Annotated in this window: 16 protein-coding genes, 1 tRNA gene and 1 pseudogene; 6 read left to right on the forward strand and 12 right to left on the reverse strand. The window is 68.5% G+C overall.

Annotated elements, in window-relative coordinates; genetic code table 11:
* Positions 1 to 74 precede the first annotated feature (74 nt).
* Both FND50_RS25785 and FND50_RS25790 read left to right on the forward strand, forming a co-directional pair.
* Positions 75 to 150 (forward strand) — tRNA-Arg (locus tag FND50_RS25785).
* Between the two features lie 211 nt (positions 151 to 361).
* A complete protein-coding gene (locus FND50_RS25790; protein ID WP_186301154.1) occupies positions 362 to 1,522 on the forward strand; it encodes a N(5)-(carboxyethyl)ornithine synthase in 1,161 nt (386 codons plus the stop codon).
* A 29-nt stretch (positions 1,523 to 1,551) separates the two neighbouring features.
* On the opposite strand, the gene FND50_RS25795 is transcribed toward FND50_RS25790, so the two are convergent.
* The 12 genes and pseudogenes from FND50_RS25795 to FND50_RS25850 form a co-directional block, all read right to left on the reverse strand.
* On the reverse strand, positions 1,552 to 3,210 hold the full coding sequence (locus FND50_RS25795; protein WP_144287565.1) for an AMP-binding protein: 1,659 nt from the start codon (positions 3,208 to 3,210) through the stop codon (positions 1,552 to 1,554).
* A gap of 53 nt (positions 3,211 to 3,263) precedes the next feature.
* On the reverse strand, positions 3,264 to 4,052 hold the full coding sequence (locus FND50_RS25800; RefSeq protein WP_144287566.1) for a RhlG family 3-oxoacyl-ACP reductase: 789 nt from the start codon (positions 4,050 to 4,052) through the stop codon (positions 3,264 to 3,266).
* Between the two features lie 11 nt (positions 4,053 to 4,063).
* Positions 4,064 to 5,047, reverse strand: a complete 984-nt coding sequence (locus FND50_RS25805) for an NADPH:quinone oxidoreductase family protein (protein ID WP_144287567.1) — start codon at positions 5,045 to 5,047, stop codon at positions 4,064 to 4,066.
* 35 nt (positions 5,048 to 5,082) lie between these two features.
* Positions 5,083 to 6,183, reverse strand: coding sequence for an acyl-CoA dehydrogenase family protein (locus FND50_RS25810; protein ID WP_144287568.1), 1,101 nt, complete (start codon positions 6,181 to 6,183; stop codon positions 5,083 to 5,085).
* Between the two features lie 56 nt (positions 6,184 to 6,239).
* Positions 6,240 to 7,474 (reverse strand): IS3 family transposase gene (locus FND50_RS25815; protein ID WP_260850705.1). Its coding sequence is split into 2 segments (ribosomal slippage): positions 6,240 to 7,153 and positions 7,153 to 7,474, totalling 1,236 coding nucleotides; the frame shifts between segments, so codons are not numbered across the junction.
* A gap of 70 nt (positions 7,475 to 7,544) precedes the next feature.
* A pseudogene (locus FND50_RS25820) lies at positions 7,545 to 8,708 on the reverse strand (acyl-CoA dehydrogenase family protein); the annotation flags it as partial.
* Between the two features lie 5 nt (positions 8,709 to 8,713).
* On the reverse strand, positions 8,714 to 9,475 hold the full coding sequence (fabG, locus tag FND50_RS25825) for a 3-oxoacyl-ACP reductase FabG (RefSeq protein WP_144287569.1): 762 nt from the start codon (positions 9,473 to 9,475) through the stop codon (positions 8,714 to 8,716).
* 10 nt (positions 9,476 to 9,485) lie between these two features.
* Positions 9,486 to 10,520 carry a phosphotransferase family protein gene (locus tag FND50_RS25830; protein ID WP_144287570.1) on the reverse strand — a complete coding sequence of 345 codons (1,035 nt, stop codon included), beginning with the start codon at positions 10,518 to 10,520 and terminating at the stop codon, positions 9,486 to 9,488.
* The gene (locus tag FND50_RS25835) at positions 10,513 to 11,295 is read right to left on the reverse strand and encodes an SDR family oxidoreductase (RefSeq protein ID WP_144287571.1); all 783 of its coding nucleotides are present in this window, start codon (positions 11,293 to 11,295) and stop codon (positions 10,513 to 10,515) included. Before FND50_RS25835 ends, FND50_RS25830 begins: the two co-directional genes overlap by 8 nt.
* A gap of 1 nt (position 11,296) precedes the next feature.
* Positions 11,297 to 12,550 (reverse strand): acyl-CoA dehydrogenase family protein, encoded by a 1,254-nt coding sequence (locus FND50_RS25840; protein WP_065491809.1) that lies wholly within the window; start codon positions 12,548 to 12,550, stop codon positions 11,297 to 11,299.
* Entirely contained in the window at positions 12,537 to 13,349 is an 813-nt protein-coding gene (locus tag FND50_RS25845; protein WP_144287572.1) for an enoyl-CoA hydratase-related protein, read from the reverse strand. Before FND50_RS25845 ends, FND50_RS25840 begins: the two co-directional genes overlap by 14 nt.
* Positions 13,346 to 14,164, reverse strand: a complete 819-nt coding sequence (locus FND50_RS25850; RefSeq protein ID WP_144287573.1) for an SDR family oxidoreductase — start codon at positions 14,162 to 14,164, stop codon at positions 13,346 to 13,348. Before FND50_RS25850 ends, FND50_RS25845 begins: the two co-directional genes overlap by 4 nt.
* Before the next feature lie 162 nt (positions 14,165 to 14,326).
* Here FND50_RS25850 and FND50_RS25855 point away from each other — a divergent pair, with 162 nt between their 5' ends.
* The 4 genes from FND50_RS25855 (at position 14,327) to FND50_RS25870 (ending at position 18,470) form a co-directional block, all read left to right on the forward strand.
* A complete protein-coding gene (locus FND50_RS25855; protein ID WP_005252926.1) occupies positions 14,327 to 14,806 on the forward strand; it encodes a MaoC family dehydratase in 480 nt (159 codons plus the stop codon).
* A gap of 54 nt (positions 14,807 to 14,860) precedes the next feature.
* A complete protein-coding gene (locus FND50_RS25860; RefSeq protein WP_144287574.1) occupies positions 14,861 to 16,381 on the forward strand; it encodes an AMP-binding protein in 1,521 nt (506 codons plus the stop codon).
* Between the two features lie 5 nt (positions 16,382 to 16,386).
* On the forward strand, positions 16,387 to 17,400 hold the full coding sequence (locus tag FND50_RS25865) for an NADP-dependent oxidoreductase (protein WP_144287575.1): 1,014 nt from the start codon (positions 16,387 to 16,389) through the stop codon (positions 17,398 to 17,400).
* An 86-nt stretch (positions 17,401 to 17,486) separates the two neighbouring features.
* Positions 17,487 to 18,470 (forward strand): zinc-binding dehydrogenase, encoded by a 984-nt coding sequence (locus FND50_RS25870; RefSeq protein ID WP_144287576.1) that lies wholly within the window; start codon positions 17,487 to 17,489, stop codon positions 18,468 to 18,470.
* Positions 18,471 to 18,514: the final 44 nt, after the last annotated feature.

Below are 18,514 nucleotides of genomic sequence, written 5' to 3' on the forward strand. Positions count from 1 at the left end.
GGACCGATTTGGTCGATCCCACTACCCATGCGCTACGATTGGCCAGCCCAATCGGCACACCGAATTTCCGGTGCGCCCCCGTAGCTCAGGGGATAGAGCGTTCGCCTCCGGAGCGAAAGGTCGCAGGTTCGAATCCTGCCGGGGGCACCACGAGGAACTGCGTCGCCTGTCGCGGCGCAGCCTTTCTCTCTGGTGCTACCAGTCTTCCCCGAGTGATCTCCTCGGGCTTTGTCGAGAGCTGCAGCAGCGCCGGCAGATGCCGCGCACATCGATCGAACGCTGGCCTCCTCCATTGCGGGTTCCGCGGCAACAACTCTCTGCCGAAGACTCTCTCCGGCAGTGTCGACCAAGGGACACCCCTGTGCAGCAACACCGCTCTCATCCACTCACCCTCGGCGTCGTCGCGCGTTCGAGCAAAACCGACGAACGCCGGCTCCCGATCCACCCGCTCCACTTCGACCGGATCAACCCCGATCTCCGTGGCCGCATCCATCTCGAGTACGGCTACGGAGAGCCCTTCGGTGTCTCCGACGAGCAGCTTGCCCAGTCGGTGGGCGGTCTGCGCACCCGGGAGCAGCTGATCGAGCACAACGACGTCCTCCTGCTGCCCAAACCTCTCGCGAAGGATCTGGCGGATCTGCGTGACGGCCAGATCCTGTGGGGGTGGCCGCACTGCGTCCAGGACACGGAGCTCACCCAGGTGGCCGTCGATCGCCACCTCACGTTGATCGCGTTCGAGGCCATGAACCACTGGAGCGTCGAGGGGTCGTTCCAGCTCCATGTCTTCCACAAGAACAACGAGCTCGCCGGATACAGCTCGGTGCTGCACGCCCTGTCGATCGCGGGTTCGACCGGCGACTACGGCCGCCGTCTCCGCGCCGTGGTCCTCGGCTTCGGTGCCACCGCCCGCGGCGCCGTCACCGCGCTGAACGCCCTGGGCATTCACGACGTCCACGTCGTCACCCAGCGCGGGGTCACCGCCGTGAGCTCGCCGATCCATTCCGCGGAGATCGTGCAGTTCGATCACGACGACGCCGATCCGCGCCGCAGCCACGTCACCACGGACGAGGGCCGGATGCCGCTCGCGGGGTTCCTCGCCCGGCACGACATCATCGTCAACTGCGTCCTGCAGGACACGGAGTCGCCGCTGACGTTCCTGATCGACTCGGACGTCGAAACCCTCCTGCCCGGCAGCCTCGTCGTCGACGTGTCCTGCGACGAGGGAATGGGCTTCAGCTGGGCCCGGCCCACGTCGTTCGCCGATCCGACGTTCATGATCGGCGAGAACGTCCGCTACTACGCGGTCGATCACAGCCCGTCCTACCTGTGGAATTCGGCGACGTGGGAGATCAGCGAGGCCCTGCTCCCCCATCTGGGGACCGTCCTCGACGGACCCTCCGCCTGGGACCGCAGCGACACGATCCGGCGGGCCGTCGAGATCCGCGACGGGGTCGTGCAGAACCCCCGGATCCTGTCGTTCCAGCACCGCGCGGCGGACTACCCGCACCCCGTTCTCGCCTGATTGCCGGAGCGAACGGGACGGCGGCGGGCTCAAGCCGGGGTGCTGCGGCGCATTTCGCGTCGGAGGATCTTCCCGCTGGCCGTCTTGGGCAGTTCGTCGACGATCACGACCCGCCTCGGGGCCTTGTAGCTGGCCAGCCGCTCCCGGCAGTACTCGACGAGGTCGTCCGTCTCGACCGTCTGCCCGGGCCGGAGGCTGACGAACGCGGCGACGGTCTCGCCGCGGTAGCTGTCCGGCTCGCCGACGACGGCGGCCTCCCGGACTGCCGGGTGCCGGTACAGCACGTCCTCGACCTCGCGCGGCCAGACCTTGAACCCGGACGCGTTGATCATGTCCTTCTTGCGATCGACGACGTACACCCAGCCCTGGGCGTCCATGAAGCCCACATCGCCGGTGAGCAACCGGCCGCCGGGCAGCGACTGCGCCGTGGCGTCCGGTTTGTTCCAGTACGCGGGCACGACCATCGGCCCGTCGACGGCGATCTCCCCGACTTCGAGCGGGTCGAGGTCGTGCCCGTCCTCCCCGACGATCCGGATCACGGCGGACGGAAGGGGCAGGCCGATCGCCAGCGTGCCCGACGACGGATCGACCGGCGCCTCCAGGTTCGGCGGGACGACGACGCACGGTGCGCTGGTCTCGGTGAGCCCGTAGCCGTTGCGGATGTACTTTCCGGTCAGCTCCCGGAACCGTTCGACGATGGCAGGGGGTAGCGGGGCGCCACCGGACATCACGGCCTCCAATGAAGCGAAGCGCTCACCGGAGAAGTCGGGGTGGGCCATCAGCGCCATGTAGGCGGTGGACGGGCCGACCATGAACACCGGCCGCTCCCGCTCGAGGGCGTCGAGGACGACCCCTGCGTCGAACCGGTACGCGAGGATCAGCGGCGACGCCAGGTCGATCGCGGTGAGCAACTGGCACACCATGCCCGTGATGTGGAACAGCGGTGCGAGCGCGAAGATCGGCGAACCGGCGGGCTTGCTCTCGTACAGCCGCAGGATCGAACTGTTGACGGTGAGATTCCGGTGGGTGTTGGTCGCTCCCTTGGGGACTCCACTCGTTCCGGAGGTGTAGGACACGAGCGCGATGTCGTCCGGGACCAGACCGGGATCCGGCACGCCGGTACCCGCGCGCGCCCGGGCCACCTCGAGCAGGTCCGGCACGCCCTCGGCGCGCACCCGCGTCACGCCCCCGAACACCCGTGCGTCGCCGGACGTCTGGATGTCGAGTTCACTCGCGGTCAGCGCGATCCGCACCCCCGCGGCGGATGTCCGCTCCGCCACCCGATCGGCCCACGCGTTCTCGCTGCACACGATCGCGGTGACTCCGGCGTCGGTGAGGATGTGAGAGAGCTCGTCCCGGTACATCGGGTTCAGCGGGACGACGACACCGCCCGCCTTCCACGTGCCGAGCAACGCCAGCACGAACTGCGGGATGTTCTGCAGGTAGATCGCGAGCCGGTCGCCCTTCCCGAATCCGTTCTCGGTGAGGTAGGCGGCCACACCGTCGCTGAGTTCGTCGACCTCGCGGTAGTCGAGGGTGCCGCCGAGGTACCGGATGGCCGGCCCGTCCGGGGCGGATTCGACCGCGGCCGAGAACATGTGGAGCGCTGTCCGGGCGGGGATCTCCCCCACGGAACGCGTGTTCTCGTCGTACCGATCCATCCAGGGCCTGTCGTCGTACCAGCTCATCGCCGCCGTACCGCCTCTCGCTCGTTCCGTGTCCCGACTGTCTGACGTGCTGTTCAGCGTGTTCCCGACAACCCGCCGTCGACGGGGACGACGGTGCCGGTGAGGTAGGCCCCGGCACGCGAGGAGAGGAAGATCGCGGTGCCCGCGACGTCTTCCGGGGTGCCGACCCGGCCGAGCGGGACCGATCCCTCGACCGCCTCCTTCCGCTCCGGATCGTCCAGGACGAAGGCCATCATCTTGCTCGGAAACGGTCCGGGGGCAATGGCGTTGACGGTGATCCGCTCGGCGGCCAGTGTCGCTGCGAGCTTGCGGGTGAGCATGTGGACCGCGGCCTTGCTCGCCCCGTACGAGAAGTTCTCGCTACCCGACACCACGAGTCCGTCGATCGATCCGATGTTGATCACCCGGGCGGGGTCACCGTCCGTCGCCGCGGCCCGCAGACTCGGCAGCAATGCCTGGGTGAGCATGAACACGCCCTTGACGTTGATGTCGAAGATCTTGTCGAAACCGGCGGCGGGGAAATCGTCGACCGGCGCACCCCACGTCGCTCCGGCGTTGTTCACCAGGACGTCCAGTCGGGGCGACACCTCGGCGACCCGCGCGACGAGGCCCTCGATCCCCTCCTCGGTGGACAGGTCGGCGGGGTGTGCGTGACACGTCCCCGGCCCGGCGGCGGACAGTTCGGCCGCGGCCTTCTCGCACGCCTCGGCCTTGCGGGCGGAGATGATCACGGTAGCCCCGGCCAGGGCGAATCCTTGCGCGATCATCCGGCCGATACCCCGCGAACCTCCGGTGACCACCACTGTCTTGCCTGCGACGTCGAACAGTGAACCGATGTCCATGTGCGTTCCCTTCAGGGTTGGAAGACGAGGCGGCCGACGGTGCTGCCGTCACCGAGCCGGCCGATGCCGTCTGCGACGTCCGCGAGCGAGAGCCGCTCGCTGATGAGCGGCGTGATCGCACCGGAGTCGGCGAGACGGGTCAGTTCCTCGTGGCAGTCGGCGATCGCCTGCTGGTTGTACTGCTTGTACAGACCCCAGTGCAGGCCGATGATCGAGTAGTTCTTGATCAGGGCGTGATTGAGGCCGGGTGTCGGGATGGTGCCGCCGGCGAAACCGATGATCAGGATCCGGCCTTCGAACGCGATGCACTTGGCGGACTTCGCGTAGGCGTCGCCGCCGACCGGGTCGTAGACGACGTCCGCGCCGCGTCCGCCGGTGAATTCCTTGACCAGCGGAACGAAATCGTCGGTGTGCCGGTCGATCACCAGATCCGCCCCCAGCCGGCGGCAGTACTCGACCTTGTCGGAGCCTCCGACGACGCCGATCACCTTCGCTCCGGCAGCCTTGCCCAATTGCACTGCGGCGCTGCCCACTCCGCCCGCGGCGGCATGGACGAGCAGCGTCTCCCCCGGCTTCAGCTGGGTGCGCCGGTGAAGGGCGAACCAGCTCGTCTGGTAGCCGATGCTCAACGCCGACGCCTCGGCGTCGTCGAGCGCGGACGGGGCGGCGAACGTGTTGGCCTCGTCCATCACGGCCATCTGGGCGAATCCGCCGCCGGGCAGGTTGGGGTTACCGATCACCCGGTCGCCGACGGCGAAGCGGGTCACGCCGTCACCGACCTCCAGCACGTCACCGCACAGCTCGACTCCGGGTGTGAACGGCAGCGGCGGCTTGATCTGGTATTCGCCGCGGCACAGCAGCACGTCGGGGAAGTTCGCCGGGGCGGCGAGAACCTTCACCAGCACCTGGCCGGGGCCTGCCGTCGGATCCGGGACCTCCTCGAGTTGCAGCGCGGTGCGCGGCTCGCCGAGTTCGTGGACACGCCATGCCTTCATGGATTGCTTCCTGACTGTCGGTGGTGCGGCTCGGGTTACGCGGGCAGGTCGATCAGGTCGGCGAGGCGCGCGCGGTGACGGTAGGCGGTGCCGAACGCGAGCTGATCGCTCTTCGCCCTCTTCAGATACAGGTGCGCGGGGTATTCCCACGTCATGCCGATCCCGCCGTGCAGCTGGACGCACTCCTCGGCGGCGTGGACGGCGACGTCACTGCAGTACGCCTGCGCGACGGCAGCCGCGACCTCGGCGTCCGCGTCGCCCCGGGCGGCAGTGTCCGCGGCGTAGCGGGCAGCGGCGGCCGCGGAGGTGACCTCGAGCCACAGGTCGGCGAGGCGGTGCTTGATCGCCTGGAACGACCCGACGGCGCGGCCGAACTGGGTTCGCTCCTTGACGTACGCCAGGGTCGTCTCGAAGCACCACTGCGCGAGCCCGAGTTGCTCGGAGGCGAGCAGTGCGGCACCGACGACGAGGGCGTCACGGACCGCCGCCGCGGCGTTGCCGTCGTCGACGCGGGTGGATGCGGCGGCGTCGAACGAGACATCCGACAGTGGCCGGGTCATGTCGAGCGCGAGCACGGGCATGACCGAGACGCCGGCGGTGCCGGCGGGCACCGTGTGCAGTTCGAGTCCACCCGGACCCTCGACCGGCACGATCAGGATGTCGGCCTCCGAGACGCCCGCGACACTGGTCACGGTGCCGGTCAGGGCGTCGCCGTCCCGGCACACGGTCGGGGTGAACCGGCCCGGTGCGGTCGCGAGCCCGACCGTGAGCGCACCGGTGGTCGTCCCGTCGGCGAGTGCGCCGACCGTTCGCGTGTCTCCCGCCTTCAGCAGCGCGACCGTCGCGAGTACGGCGCTGGAAAGGTACGGGACGGGCGCGACGGCACGCCCGATCTCCTCCATGACCACCGCAGCCTCGCGTGCGCTCGCGCCGGCGCCGCCCAGGTCCTCGGGGACGAGCAGGCCCGCCAGTCCGAGTTCGACGGCGAGGGATTTCCACACTCCGGAGAAGTCGGCGGGTGCCCGGTCGTACGCCCCGACCACCAGTTCCGGTGGGCAGCGGTCGGCGAGGAGGCGGCGGACGGAGTCGCGCAGGGCGTCTTCCGTGTCGGAATACAGCAGATCTGCGGTGCTCATCGGGGCAGGTCCTTCCAGGCGATGTCGGGCGTTCCCCGAGATGTGGACACCTATTCCTATGCGGCGGTGGCCAGCGTAGCCGATCGCTGCTCGAACTCGACCGGACAGATTTGGCCGAGAGTGGAATGCCTCCTTCTGGTGTTGTATCGCGTGATCCAGCGGAACACGGCAGCGCGCGCCTCGCCCGCACTGTTCCAGCGTTTCCGCCCCTTCAGCGTCTCCCGTTTCAACGTCGCATTCAGCGACTCGGCGGCCGCGTTGTCCGCCGACGTTCCGACCGCACCCCGCGACCTGGTCACCCCCAACTCGCAGCAGAGTTCGGCGAATTCCGCCGATGCATATTGAGCTCCGTTGTCGGAGTGGAATATTGACCCATCGAGCCCGGCGGCGCCACGACAGGCGGCCGCCGCCCGCAGCGCATCGGTGACCAACTCGGTGCGCATATGGTCGGCGATCGACCACCCCGCCAACCGTCTCGAACCCAGGTCCAACACCGTCGCCAGATACAGAAATTCACCGTCACCCACCGGCAGGTAGGTGATGTCCCCGACGTACCTGGTGTTCGGTGCGCTCGCCGTGAAATCCCGCCGGACCAGGTCCGGCACCGGGACCGCGTCCGGGGCGGGAATCGTGGTGCGCACCGGTTTGCGCAGATGCAGCCCGACGATCCCCTTCACGCGCATGACCCGTTCGACCCGCTTGTGATTGACCTCGATCCCGGCATCGCGCAGTTCGGCGGTCACCCGTGGGGCCCCGTAGGTGCCGTCGGAGTCGTCGTGGATGGCGCGGATCCGGGCGGCCAACTCCTCGTCGGCGGAGGCGCGGGCGTCCCGGGCCGGCGCGGCGGCCCGCCACCGGTAGAACCCCGAGCGGGAGACCTCGAGGATCTGGCACAGCCACTTCACCGGAAAGGTGTCGCAGTGGTCGTCAACGAATTGGAAGTGGCTGCTCACCAATTCGTCTCCCCGGCGAAATATTTCGCGGCCCTCCGCAGGATCTCCCGTTCGGTTTCGAGCTTGCGGATCTGGGCCTTGAGCTGCCTGTTCTCTTCCTCCAACACGGACTCGGACGATACCCCGCCGGCCCGCGATGCCGGCCGCGCCGCCCCACTGGCCCGGAGCTCGGCCGCGGGAGCGCCGGTGCGTTTGCGTTCGGCCCGCACCCAGGTGCGCAGCGTCTCACGGCTGACTCCCAGATCCTTGCCGATGCCCTCGAACGTGTGGTTCGGATCGGACAGGTACAGCGCGACGGCATCGGCCTTGAACTCCGCCGAGTACGCCTTCATCGCCATCAGTGACATCTCTTCCTCTGGGTCTTAACGACCCAGTGTTCATGATGTCCTCACTCAGGGGGGAAGCCCCGTCCTTGTCGACGCGGTGTTCCGGCGGGAGGCCGAGGACGCGTTCTGCGATGACGTTGCGCAGGATCTCGGACGTGCCGCCCTCGATCGAGTTGCCTTTCGCGCGCAGGTACCGGTAGCCGGGTTCACGGCCGGTGAAGTCGACCTTGTCGGGGCGGCGCATGGTCCAGTCGTCGTACCGCAGCCCGGCCTCACCGTGGAGTTCGATGTCGAAACCCGAAATGGTCTGCGCGAGCTGGGCGAAGGCCAGCTTCAGGCCGGATCCCTCCGGGCCGGGTTGCCCGGCCTCGAGTTGTTGCCGCAGGCGTTCCCCGGTCAGCCGGGCGACCTCCGCTTCGACCCACAGCCGCAGCAGTTCGTCGTGCATCGCCGGATCGCGGAGTTCGGGTTGCTCCCGCCAGGCCTGGGCGACCGGTCCGATCATGCCGCTCTCGCGGGCGGCCGCGGAACCGCCGATCGCCACCCGCTCGTTGTTGAGGGTCGCGGTCGCCACCCGCCAGCCCTGCCCCTCGTCGCCGAGCCGATCGGTATCGGGAATGTGGACGTCGGTGAGGAACACTTCGTTGAACTCGGCCTCACCGGTGATCTGCCGCAACGGCCGGACGTCGATACCGGGATCGCTCATGTCGCACAGGAAGTACGTGAGCCCGGCGTGCTTGGGCACCGTCGGATCCGTCCGGGCCACGAGGATCGCCATCTGTGCATTCTGCGCCCCCGACGTCCACACCTTCTGCCCGTTGACAATCCAGCCGTCACCCTCACGGACGGCTCGCGTCGCGACCGCGGCCAGGTCGGAGCCCGCCCCCGGTTCGCTGAACAACTGGCAGTAGATGTGCTCGCTGGTGAAGATCGGCCGCAGGTACTTCTGCTGTTGTTCCTCGGTGCCGAACGCGGCGATGGTCGGCGCGGCCATACCCAACCCGATCCCGTTGCGGCCCTTGGCCGGACCGGGCGCTCCGGCGGCAGCGAGTTCGGCGTCGACCTGCGCCTGGAAGCTCTGCGGCAGACCGAGCCCGCCGCGCCCCGGCGGGAAGTGGACCCACGCGAGGCCGGCGTCGAATCGGGCTCCGAGGAACCCGGTCGGATCCGACAGGTCGTTCTGTTCGACGAGGGTCGCGACACGATCGCTGAGGTCGCGTGCGATCGCCTGTTCGTCAATGGTCATATTCCTCAGTCCTTCGGTCCGCCGGCGACGTAGATCACTTGTCCGGATACAAATCCGGCACCCTCACTCGCCAGGAACGACGCGGTGTTGGCGATGTCCTCGGGCAGCCCGACGCGGTTCACCGGGATCTGCGACGCCGCCGCCTTCTTGAAGTCCTCGAAACCGACACCCACCCGCTCGGCGGTGGCGGCGGTCATCTCGGTCTCGATGAAGCCGGGCGCGATCGCGTTCGCGGTGACACCGAACTTGCCCAGTTCGATGGCGAGCGTCTTGGTGAAGCCCTGCATGCCCGCCTTGGCGGCGGAGTAGTTGACCTGCCCGCGATTACCGAGCGCGGACGTGCTCGACAGGTTCACGATGCGCCCGAACCCGGCGTCGACCATGTGCTGCTGCACGGCCCGCGACATCAGGAACGCACCGCGCAGGTGCACGTTCATGACCGCGTCCCAGTCGTCGACGGTCATCTTGAACAACAGGTTGTCGCGGGTGATTCCGGCATTGTTGATCAGGATCGTCGGGGCACCGAGTTCGTTCACCACCCGCTCGACCGCCGCGGCGACCGACGCCTCGTCGGCGACGTTCGCGCCCACGGCCAGCGCCCGGCCGCCGGCGGACTCGATGGCGTCGACGGTTGCCGCACACGCGGACTCGTCGAGGTCGAGCACCGCCACCGCATACCCGTCGCTCGCCAGTTTCTTCGCCACCGCGGCACCGATGCCCCGTGCCGCACCGGTGACGATTGCCGTTCTCTTCATGAAGTTCTCCATCGTCGTTCGATCAGATTCCGGCCCGGGCGGCGATGTCGCACGCCTTGGCCACCAGGTCGTCGATGCGCTCGACGGTCGGGGTGCCCGCGGCCGCCTTGTTCTGCGGTTCGTCCCGCGCGCGGCGCATGACGCCCTCCGCGATGACCGCGACCTTCCACAGGCCGAGGACGTGCCAGAACGCGAGGGCTTTCGGGTCGCGGCCGGTCTCGTCGAGGTACACCCCGGCGATCTCCACCCGGTCCGGGAAACCGTCGAGGGTGGACGCAGGGAAGTCGCCGCCGGTCGTCTCGCCCGGCTCCGGCCAGTACGCGAGCAGGCTGCCGACGTCGGCGAGGGGGTCGCCGAGGGTGCACAACTCCCAGTCCAGGGCCGCGGTCACCTCCCCGGTCTCGTGGGAGGTGATGACGTTGCGCAGGTGGAAGTCGCCGTGCACCAGTGTCAGTTCCCGCTGCTCCGGCACCGAGGCGGCGAGCCGTCGCGTCAGGTCGTCGAGGGCGGGCAGCTCGCGGGTCTTCGACTTCTCCCACTGCCCCGACCACCGCTTGAGCTGACGCTGCGCGTACGGCTTGTGGCTGGCCAGGTCGGTCAACCCGGTCCGGTCGAGGTCCACCGCGTGGATCTTCGCGAGCGTCCGCGGCAGCGACAGACCGATCGCCCGGCGGCGTTCCTGGGTCAGGGACTCCGCGATCGACATGCGATCGACGACCTGTCCGTCGACGAACTCCATCAGCAGCAGCGGTACCTCGCTCACCTCCGGGTCGTCGGTGAGTCCGAACACCCGCGGGGTGGGCACCACGGTGTCCTCGAGGGCGGAGAGGACCCGAGCCTCGCGGGCGACGTCGTGGGCCGACGCCAGCAGGTGTCCGAGGGGTGGACGCCGGAGCACCCATCTGCCGCCCGCCCGGTCCTGGACCAGGTAGGTGAGGTTCGACTGGCCGAGTCCGATCCGGCCGAAGGTCAGCGGTCCGGCACTGTCGATGCCGAGCGTGCCGAACCAGCGGCTCACGGCCTCGGTGTCGATGCCGACGACGTCCACGCTAGACACCGAGCTGGGCCCCCTGCCGGAACGGGAGGGCGTCGCCGAGCAGTTGACCGCCGTCGATCACCATGGTTTCGCCGGTGATCCAGCTCGCGGCATCGGAGACGAGGAACGCGACCGCGGACGCGATGTCCGCGGGTTCGCCGATCCGCCCCAGCGCCGTGGACGCCGACACGGCCGGCTCGTGTTCCTTCCACAGCGCCTCGGCGAGCTTGGTCCGCACCACACCGGGAGCGACGGCATTGACCCGCACCCTCGGTGAGAGTTCCAGTGCCAGTTGCTTGGTGAGATGGATCAGCGCGGCCTTGGACGCGTTGTACAGACCGATGTTCGCCTCGAACGCCATGCCGCCGATGGAGGCGGTGTTGACCACGGCGCCGCCGTGCTCGCCCATCCATGCCTTCGTGGCGAGCCCCGTCCACAGCACCGGAGCCCACAGGTTCACGTCGAAGGTCTTGGCGAATCGCGCGTGGTCCTGGTCGATGATCGGCCCGAACGACGGGTTCGTCCCCGCATTGTTGACCAGGATGTCCAGGCTGCCGAAGCGTTCGAGGGTGACGTCGACGCAGCGCCGGGCGGCTTCTTCGTCGACGGCGTGGGCGGCGATTCCGATCGCGGTGCCCCCGACCTCGGCCGCGGCGGCATCGGCCGATTCCTGGGACCGTGAGGTGAGCACCACGTTGCCGCCGGCGGCCGCGATGGCCTTGGCGACGGCCAGGCCGATGCCCCGCGACGCGCCGGTGACGATCGCGGTGCGCCCGGTGAGGTCGAGACCGACCATGTCAGCTCACCGCAACCTTGTGTCCGTTGGTGGAGGCGCTGACGGCGGTGTCGCGGTACTGCCGGAGTTCCTGCCGCGCGATGGCGCGCTTGTGGACCTCGTCGGGACCGTCCGCCAGGCGCAGGGTTCGCAGGTGCGCCCAGGCCATGGCGAGCGGGAAGTCGTCGGTGACACCGGCCCCACCGTGCACCTGAATCGCCCGATCCACAATCTTCAACGCAATATTCGGAGCCGCCACCTTGATCGCCGCGATCTCCGTCCGCGCCTCCTTGTTCCCCACCGTATCCATCAGATACGCCGCCTTCAGCGTCAACAACCGGATCATCTCGATCTCGATCCGCGCCTCCGCAATCCAATCCTGAATATTCGCATTCTCACTGACCGGCTTCCCGAACGTCACCCGCGACGACGCCCGACGACACATCAACTCCAACGCCCGCTCCGCCATCCCGATCGCCCGCATGCAATGGTGAATCCGACCCGGACCCAACCGCGCCTGCGAAATCGCGAAACCCTCCCCCTCGCCCTTCAACACATCCTTGACCGGCACCCGAACATCCGCGAAGTCGATCTCCGCATGCCCCTCACGATCCTGATACCCGAACACCGGCAACCCCCGCATCACCGTCACCCCCGGCGCATCGATCGGCACCACCATCATCGACTGCTGCCGATGCGGCGCCGCCGACGGATCCGTCTTCCCCATCACGATCAACACCCGGCAATTCCGATGCAACGCATTCGACGCGAACCACTTCCGCCCGTTCAGCACATACTCGTCACCGTCCCGGACCATCGACAACTCCACATTCGTCGCATCCGAACTCGCCACCGCCGGCTCCGTCATCGCGAACGCCGACGCCATCGTCCCCTCCAGCAACGGCGTCAGATACTTCTCCTTGTGCTCGGCCGTACCGAACAACTCGAGCACCTCCATATTGCCCGTATCCGGCGCATTACAATTACACGCCTCCGACGCGATATGACTGCGCCCCATGATCTCCGCCAACGGCGCATACTCGAGATTCGTCAACCCCGCACCCGTCCCCGGATGCGGATGAAACAGATTCCACAACCCCCGACGCCGCGCCTCAACCTTCAACTCCTCCAACACCGGCGGCTGGAAATGCGGATCCCCCGACTCCCGCATCTGCTCCTCATACACCGCCTCCGCCGGATACACATGCGAATCCATGAACTCCAGCAGATCGATCTGCAACTGCTGGGCGCGATCCGAGATGTCAAACAGGGACATGGGAACTCCTGACGGGTAGTGAGGGAAACGTGGGTGTGCGCTTGTCGAGGTGACTCTGTACGCCCTCGACGAGATCGGCTCCGCGGAACGCCTGCAACATCAGGCCTTCCGCTCGGGCCACGGACTCGGCGTAGGTGCCGTCCGCATCGTTCTGCAATTGGTCCTTGATGACGGCCATCGACGTCGGGGAGCAGTGCGTCGCCAGCTGTTCGGCATAGGCGACCGCGGCGTCGACGACCGAACCGTCCGGCATGAGGTGGTCGACGAGTCCGATGCGCAACGCCTCCTCGGCATCGACCATGCGGCTCGACAGCAGCAGGTCGGTGGCGCGGCTGCGTCCCACGAGCCGGGGCAGCAGCCAGGAGATGCCGTATTCGGCGATCAGTCCCCGCTTGGCGAAGGCGGTCGTGAACCGGGCGGACGCCGAGGCGAACCGGACGTCGCAGTAGAGGGCCTCCACCATTCCGAGACCGGCGGCGACCCCGTTGATCGCCCCGATCAGCGGTTTACGCAGTGTCGCGGGAAGGTCGCGGGGGCGCGGCCGGAGGAGGTCCGCTTCGGACACGTCACCGACGGCCTGCAGGCGTCCGAGGTCGGCGCCGGCGCAGAACCCGCGCCCGGCTCCGGTCACCACGATCGCGCGGACGTCCGGGGCGTCCTCTGCGTCGCCGAGCAGCGTGAAGTACCGGTCCTCGAGGTCGTCGGTCCAGGCGTTCAGCTTGTCCGGCCGGTTGAACGTCAGCACCAGGACCGGTCCGCGCCGCTCGGCGAGGACCAGGTCTGCGTGCTCGGGTGTCACGCGCGCTCCAGCAGCGAACTCTGGTAGCGGCGCATCCCGCGCAGCCAGCGGTCGTAGTCGGATCCCTTCTGCCGGTACATGGTGAGGACGCTCTCGTGGGGCAGGATCAGGAACGTCTCCCGGTCCACGGCGTCGAGCACGATGTCGGCGACCTGCTCGGGCTGCAGCACGTCGCCTGCCGAGACGACGGCGCGGGTGGCCGCGACGCCGAGTGGATCACCCGAGTTCTCGCCGGAGCGCATCAACTTCGTCTCGACGCCCATCGGACAGAGGCAGCTGACGCGAACTCCGTTGTCCCCATAGGTGACCGACAGCCATTCGGAGAACGCTACGGCCGCGTGCTTGGTGACCGCGTAGGTGGCCGAGCCGATTTGAGTGAGGAGCCCGGCCGCGGACGCGGTCGACACGAAGTACCCCTCGCCCCGCTCGACCCACTTCGGCACGAGCTGCTGGGCGGCGCGGATGTGGGCGCGGACGTTGACGTCGATCGCGAGATCCCAGCCGGCGTCGTCGGCGTCGAGGCCGGGTGCTCCCGCGATGCCGGCGTTGGCGAAGTAGAGATCGACCGGGCCGAACTCGGTCTCCGCGCGATCGATGATGCGGCGGATCTGATCGGCGTCCGCGACGTCGGCGCCTTCGGCGACGGCCGTTCCGGGGTGACGTGCGTTGATTCCGTCCGCAACCGCGGCGGCGGCGTTCGGGTCGAGATCGGCGACCAGCACCTTGGCGCCCTGGTCGGCGAGACGGTCCGCGATCGCCCCGCCGATTCCGCCTCCACCGCCGGTCACGATGGCGACCTTCTGTGCAACCTTCACGAGGTGTCCTCTCCTTCGCCGTGCGTTGTGACTCGCGTCTCTCTTTTGTATAGTTGAATCCGTCGTCAAGTTCAAGTGTCGGAGTTCGGCGAACACCTCGAAGTTCGACGCAGCCAACGTGACACATCCAGGCCCTGCACCACCCGGAATCGAGGGAGACAGATGACCGACACCACCGCACTGCCCGTTCGCCCCGCGAGCTTCGACGAGCTCACGGCGTTGATCGGCAAGGAGCTGGGCCCCACCGACTGGCACGACGTCACCCAGGAACGCGTCAACGCCTTCGCCGACGCGACCGGCGACCACCAGTGGATCCACATCGATCCCGAGCGCGCCGCCGCCAGCCCACTCGGCGGCACCATCGCGCACGGGCTGTACAGCCTGTCCCTCGGACCGGCGCTGTCGGCGACCCTGCTGCGGTTCGACGGTTTCGCCCACAGCCTGAACTACGGCTACAACAAGGTCCGTTTCCCCGCGCCGGTGCCGGTGGGTTCACGCATCCGCATGCGCGCCACCGTGCAGTCCGCGGAACAGGTCGGGGGCGGCATCCAGGTGACGATGAGCCAGGTCGTCGAACGCGAGGGCTCCGACAAGCCGGTGGTCGTGTCCGAGTCCGTCGCCCGCGTCGTCGAGGCCGGATAACCGCCCGTGCCGTCGAGGCCGGAAAACCCCTGTACCGCGTCGGAGGTTGACGACATGGCAAATGTGATCGATCCGGTGTCCCGCCACGCGGACGCCACTCCCGGCAACATCGCACTACGGGGTGCGGACAGTACCCTGACCTACGGACAGTTGCGCGACGCGAGCACCCGGTATGCGGGAGCACTCACCGAAGCGGGCCTGTCCCCCGGCGACAGAATTCTCCTGGCCGCACCCTCCGTGCCCGAGTTCGTGGTGGCGTATCTGGGAATTCAGGCGGCGGGGTGCGTCGTGGTCCCCGTGAACACGATGTCCACCCGGCCCGAGTCCGAGTACGTTCTCACCGACGCCGGCGCCGCGCTCGCCGTCGTGTGGCACGAACTCGGGCCCGCGATCGGCGACGCCGCATCCGCGTTGGACATCCCCGTCTGGACGCTCGCACCCGACGCCGCCGCACCGGACGCCGAGCCGGTTCCCGTCGTCGAGCGGGACCGCGACGACACCGCCGCCGTCCTCTACACGTCCGGCACCACCGGGCGGCCGAAGGGCGCGGAGCTGACGGTCGGGAACCTGCTGTCCGGCGGTGAGATCGGCGCCGAATGCAGTCGCGGCTCGACCGACGACCGGACGGGCACCGGGCTTCCGCTGTTCCACGTCTTCGGCCAGGCCTCGGTCATGATGGCGACGTTCACGGGCGGCGGGTCGCTGTCGCTGCTGGCCCGGTTCGACCCGGCCGCGATGCTCGCTCTCCTCCGACGCGACCACCTCACGATCATGGCCGGGGTGCCGACGATGTGGAACGCGATGCTCCACGCCGCCGACGGCGCCGACTCGCAGGACTTCACGCAACTCCGCATCGCCATCTCCGGGGGCGCGTCTCTGCCGGGCGAAGTGGCCCGCGAATTCGAGTCCCGCTTCGGGTGCACCATCCTCGAGGGATACGGGCTCACCGAGACCACCGCGTTCGGCACGTTCAACGACATCGACCGCGGCGGAAAGATCGGCTTCACCGGACGCGCGGTTCCCCGGCTGGAGGTCCAGGTGCGGGACCACGACAACACCGCCTGCCCTCCCGGCACCGTCGGCGAGGTGTTCGTGAAGGGGGCGACCGTGATGAAGGGTTACTGGAACCGGCCGTCCGACACCGCGGCCGTCCTGGACTCGGACGGCTGGCTGCGCACGGGGGATCTGGGCGAGATCGATGCGGACGGGGATCTGCGCATCGTCGACCGGGCCAAGGACCTCATCATCCGCGGCGGCTACAACGTGTACCCGAGTGAAGTCGAGGAGGTGTTGTACACACACCCCGACATCCTCGAGGCCGCCGTCGTGGGTGTTCCCGACGATCACTACGGCGAGGAGGTGGCCGCGGTCGTGGCCACCGTCCCCGGTTCCGGTCTGGACGGCGGCGAACTGACCAGCTGGGCGCGGGAACGACTGTCCGCATACAAGATTCCCCGGATCGTCGCGATCGTCGATTCCCTCCCGAAGGGGTCGACCGGAAAGATCCTCAAGCGGTCGATCGACCGGACCGCACTGAAGAACGACGCACTGACCGCAGAGGTACCCGAAAGGTGAACACCGTGACATCCCTGAACAGACAGGTTCGACTGGCGAAGCGTCCGGTCGGCCGTCCCGACGACTCCACCTGGGAGATCACCTCGGAACCGATCCCCGAACCCGCGGACGGCGAATTCACCGTGAAGGTGGACTACGTGTCCCTCGATCCCGCGATGCGCGGGTGGCTCGACGACGTGAAGTCGTACGTGCCGCCGGTGGCGATCGGTGAGGTGATGCGCACCCACGCCGTCGGCCGGGTGGTGGCGTCGAAGAACGCGAAGTTCCCGGAGGGACAGCTCGTCTCCGGACAGTTCGGCGTGCAGGAGTTCGCGCTCTCCGACGGCCGCGGCGCACTCGCGGTCGACGAGTCGCTCGCCCCGGCGCCGACGTGGCTGGGCGCGCTCGGGTTCCCGGGGATGACCGCCTACTTCGGCCTCACCGACATCGGCAAGCTGGAGAAGGGGGACACCGTGCTCATCTCGGGGGCGGCCGGAGCGGTCGGGAGTATCGCCGGGCAGATCGCCAAGCTGAAGGGCGCCACGGTGATCGGCATCGCCGGCGGCCCGGAGAAGTGCGCGTGGCTGACGGAGGAGCTGGGTTTCGACGTGGCGATCGACTACAAGTCCGAATCGGTCGGCAAGGCCCTGCGCGCCGCCGCACCGGACGGAATCGACATCTACTTCGACAACGTCGGCGGCGAGATCCTCGACGCCGCACTGGCCCGGCTCCGCAAGAACGCCCGGGTCGCGCTGTGCGGTGCAATCTCCGGATACAACGCCACCGACCCGCAGCCCGGCCCGTCCCGGTACCTGTCGCTACTGGTCAACCGGGCGTCGATGACGGGGTTCATCGTGTTCGACTACCTCGACCGGTTCCCCGAGGGCATGGAGGCGATGTCGGAGTGGATCCGCGCCGGCGAGATCGTGACCCGCGAACAGGTCGAGACCGGGGGCGTCGAGGCCTTCGGCCGCACACTCAATCTGCTGTTCGACGGCGCCAACACCGGCAAGCTCGTGCTGCAGATCGGCAACCACTGACAGCACGCTCGGAAGGGCTCGTCGCGGCCGTCACCGTACTACGGTGGCGGCCGTACCCGTGCGACGACGAGATGACGAGGTAGGCCATGCGCGCGATCACCATTTCACGTTTCGGCGAAGTAGACGTCCTCGAGACGGCCGAGCTCGCCGTTCCGGAGCCGGGGCCCGGCCAGGTGAGTATCGATGTCTCGCACGCCGCGGTCGGGTTGGCGGACGTCCTCATGCGTCGTGGTGAGTTCGGCGGGACACCACCGATCGTGCCGGGCCTCGAGGTGGCGGGAACAGTGCGGGAAGTCGGTGCCGGCGTGCACCATCTGCGGGCCGGCCAGCCTGTCGTGACGCTCTCTCGCCCCACCGCGGGCGGCTATGCGGAGGTGTCGGTGGCCGATGCGGCCATCACGATCCCGCTCGATTCCGTGGACCCTCGCCTCGATGCCGCCGAGGCGGTGGCGCTGGTCCCGAACACCACTACGGCGCTGCTGTCACTGGAACTCGTGGGCAATGTCGGTCCGGGAAGCCAGGTGCTGATCCACGGCGCCGCAGGTGCCCTGTCGGGCATCACCGCGCAGGTGGCCCGTCGGCTCGGCACCGCGCAGGTGCTGGGCACGGTTCGGTCTGCCCGACGTGCCGCGGAGGCCGAGCGGTACGGATACGACCTGGTGGTGTCGAGCAACGGATTTCGCAGCGCCCTGTCGGACGCGGGCATCGATTCGGTGGACATCGTCGTGGACCCGGTCGGCGGCCGGCTGCGTGCCGAGAGCCTCGAGGTGCTCGCGCCGCTGGGCCGGCTTCTCGCCGTGGGCAATGCGAGCGGAGAGGACGACGTGCGAGTCGGTGCCAACGAGTTGTGGCTCGCCAACCGCGCCGTCCTGGGTTTCAACGTCGGCGGACTGCTGATGCAGGATCCGACCGCCGCGGAGGCCGCCGCGCGCCGCGCGATCGAGTGGGTGGCCGCGGGCACGGTGAGCATGCCGCACACCACGCTGCCGCTGGCGCAGGCCGCCGAGGCGCACCGCCTGCTCGAATCCGGGGACTGCGAGGGCCGGATCGTGCTGACGGTGCCGAACTGACGGCTGTGGGGTGGCTGGGTCCCAGCCACCCCACGTCGCCTTGT

This window comes from Rhodococcus sp. WB9 (assembly GCF_007558985.1).
GTDB lineage: Bacteria > Actinomycetota > Actinomycetes > Mycobacteriales > Mycobacteriaceae > Rhodococcus_F > Rhodococcus_F opacus.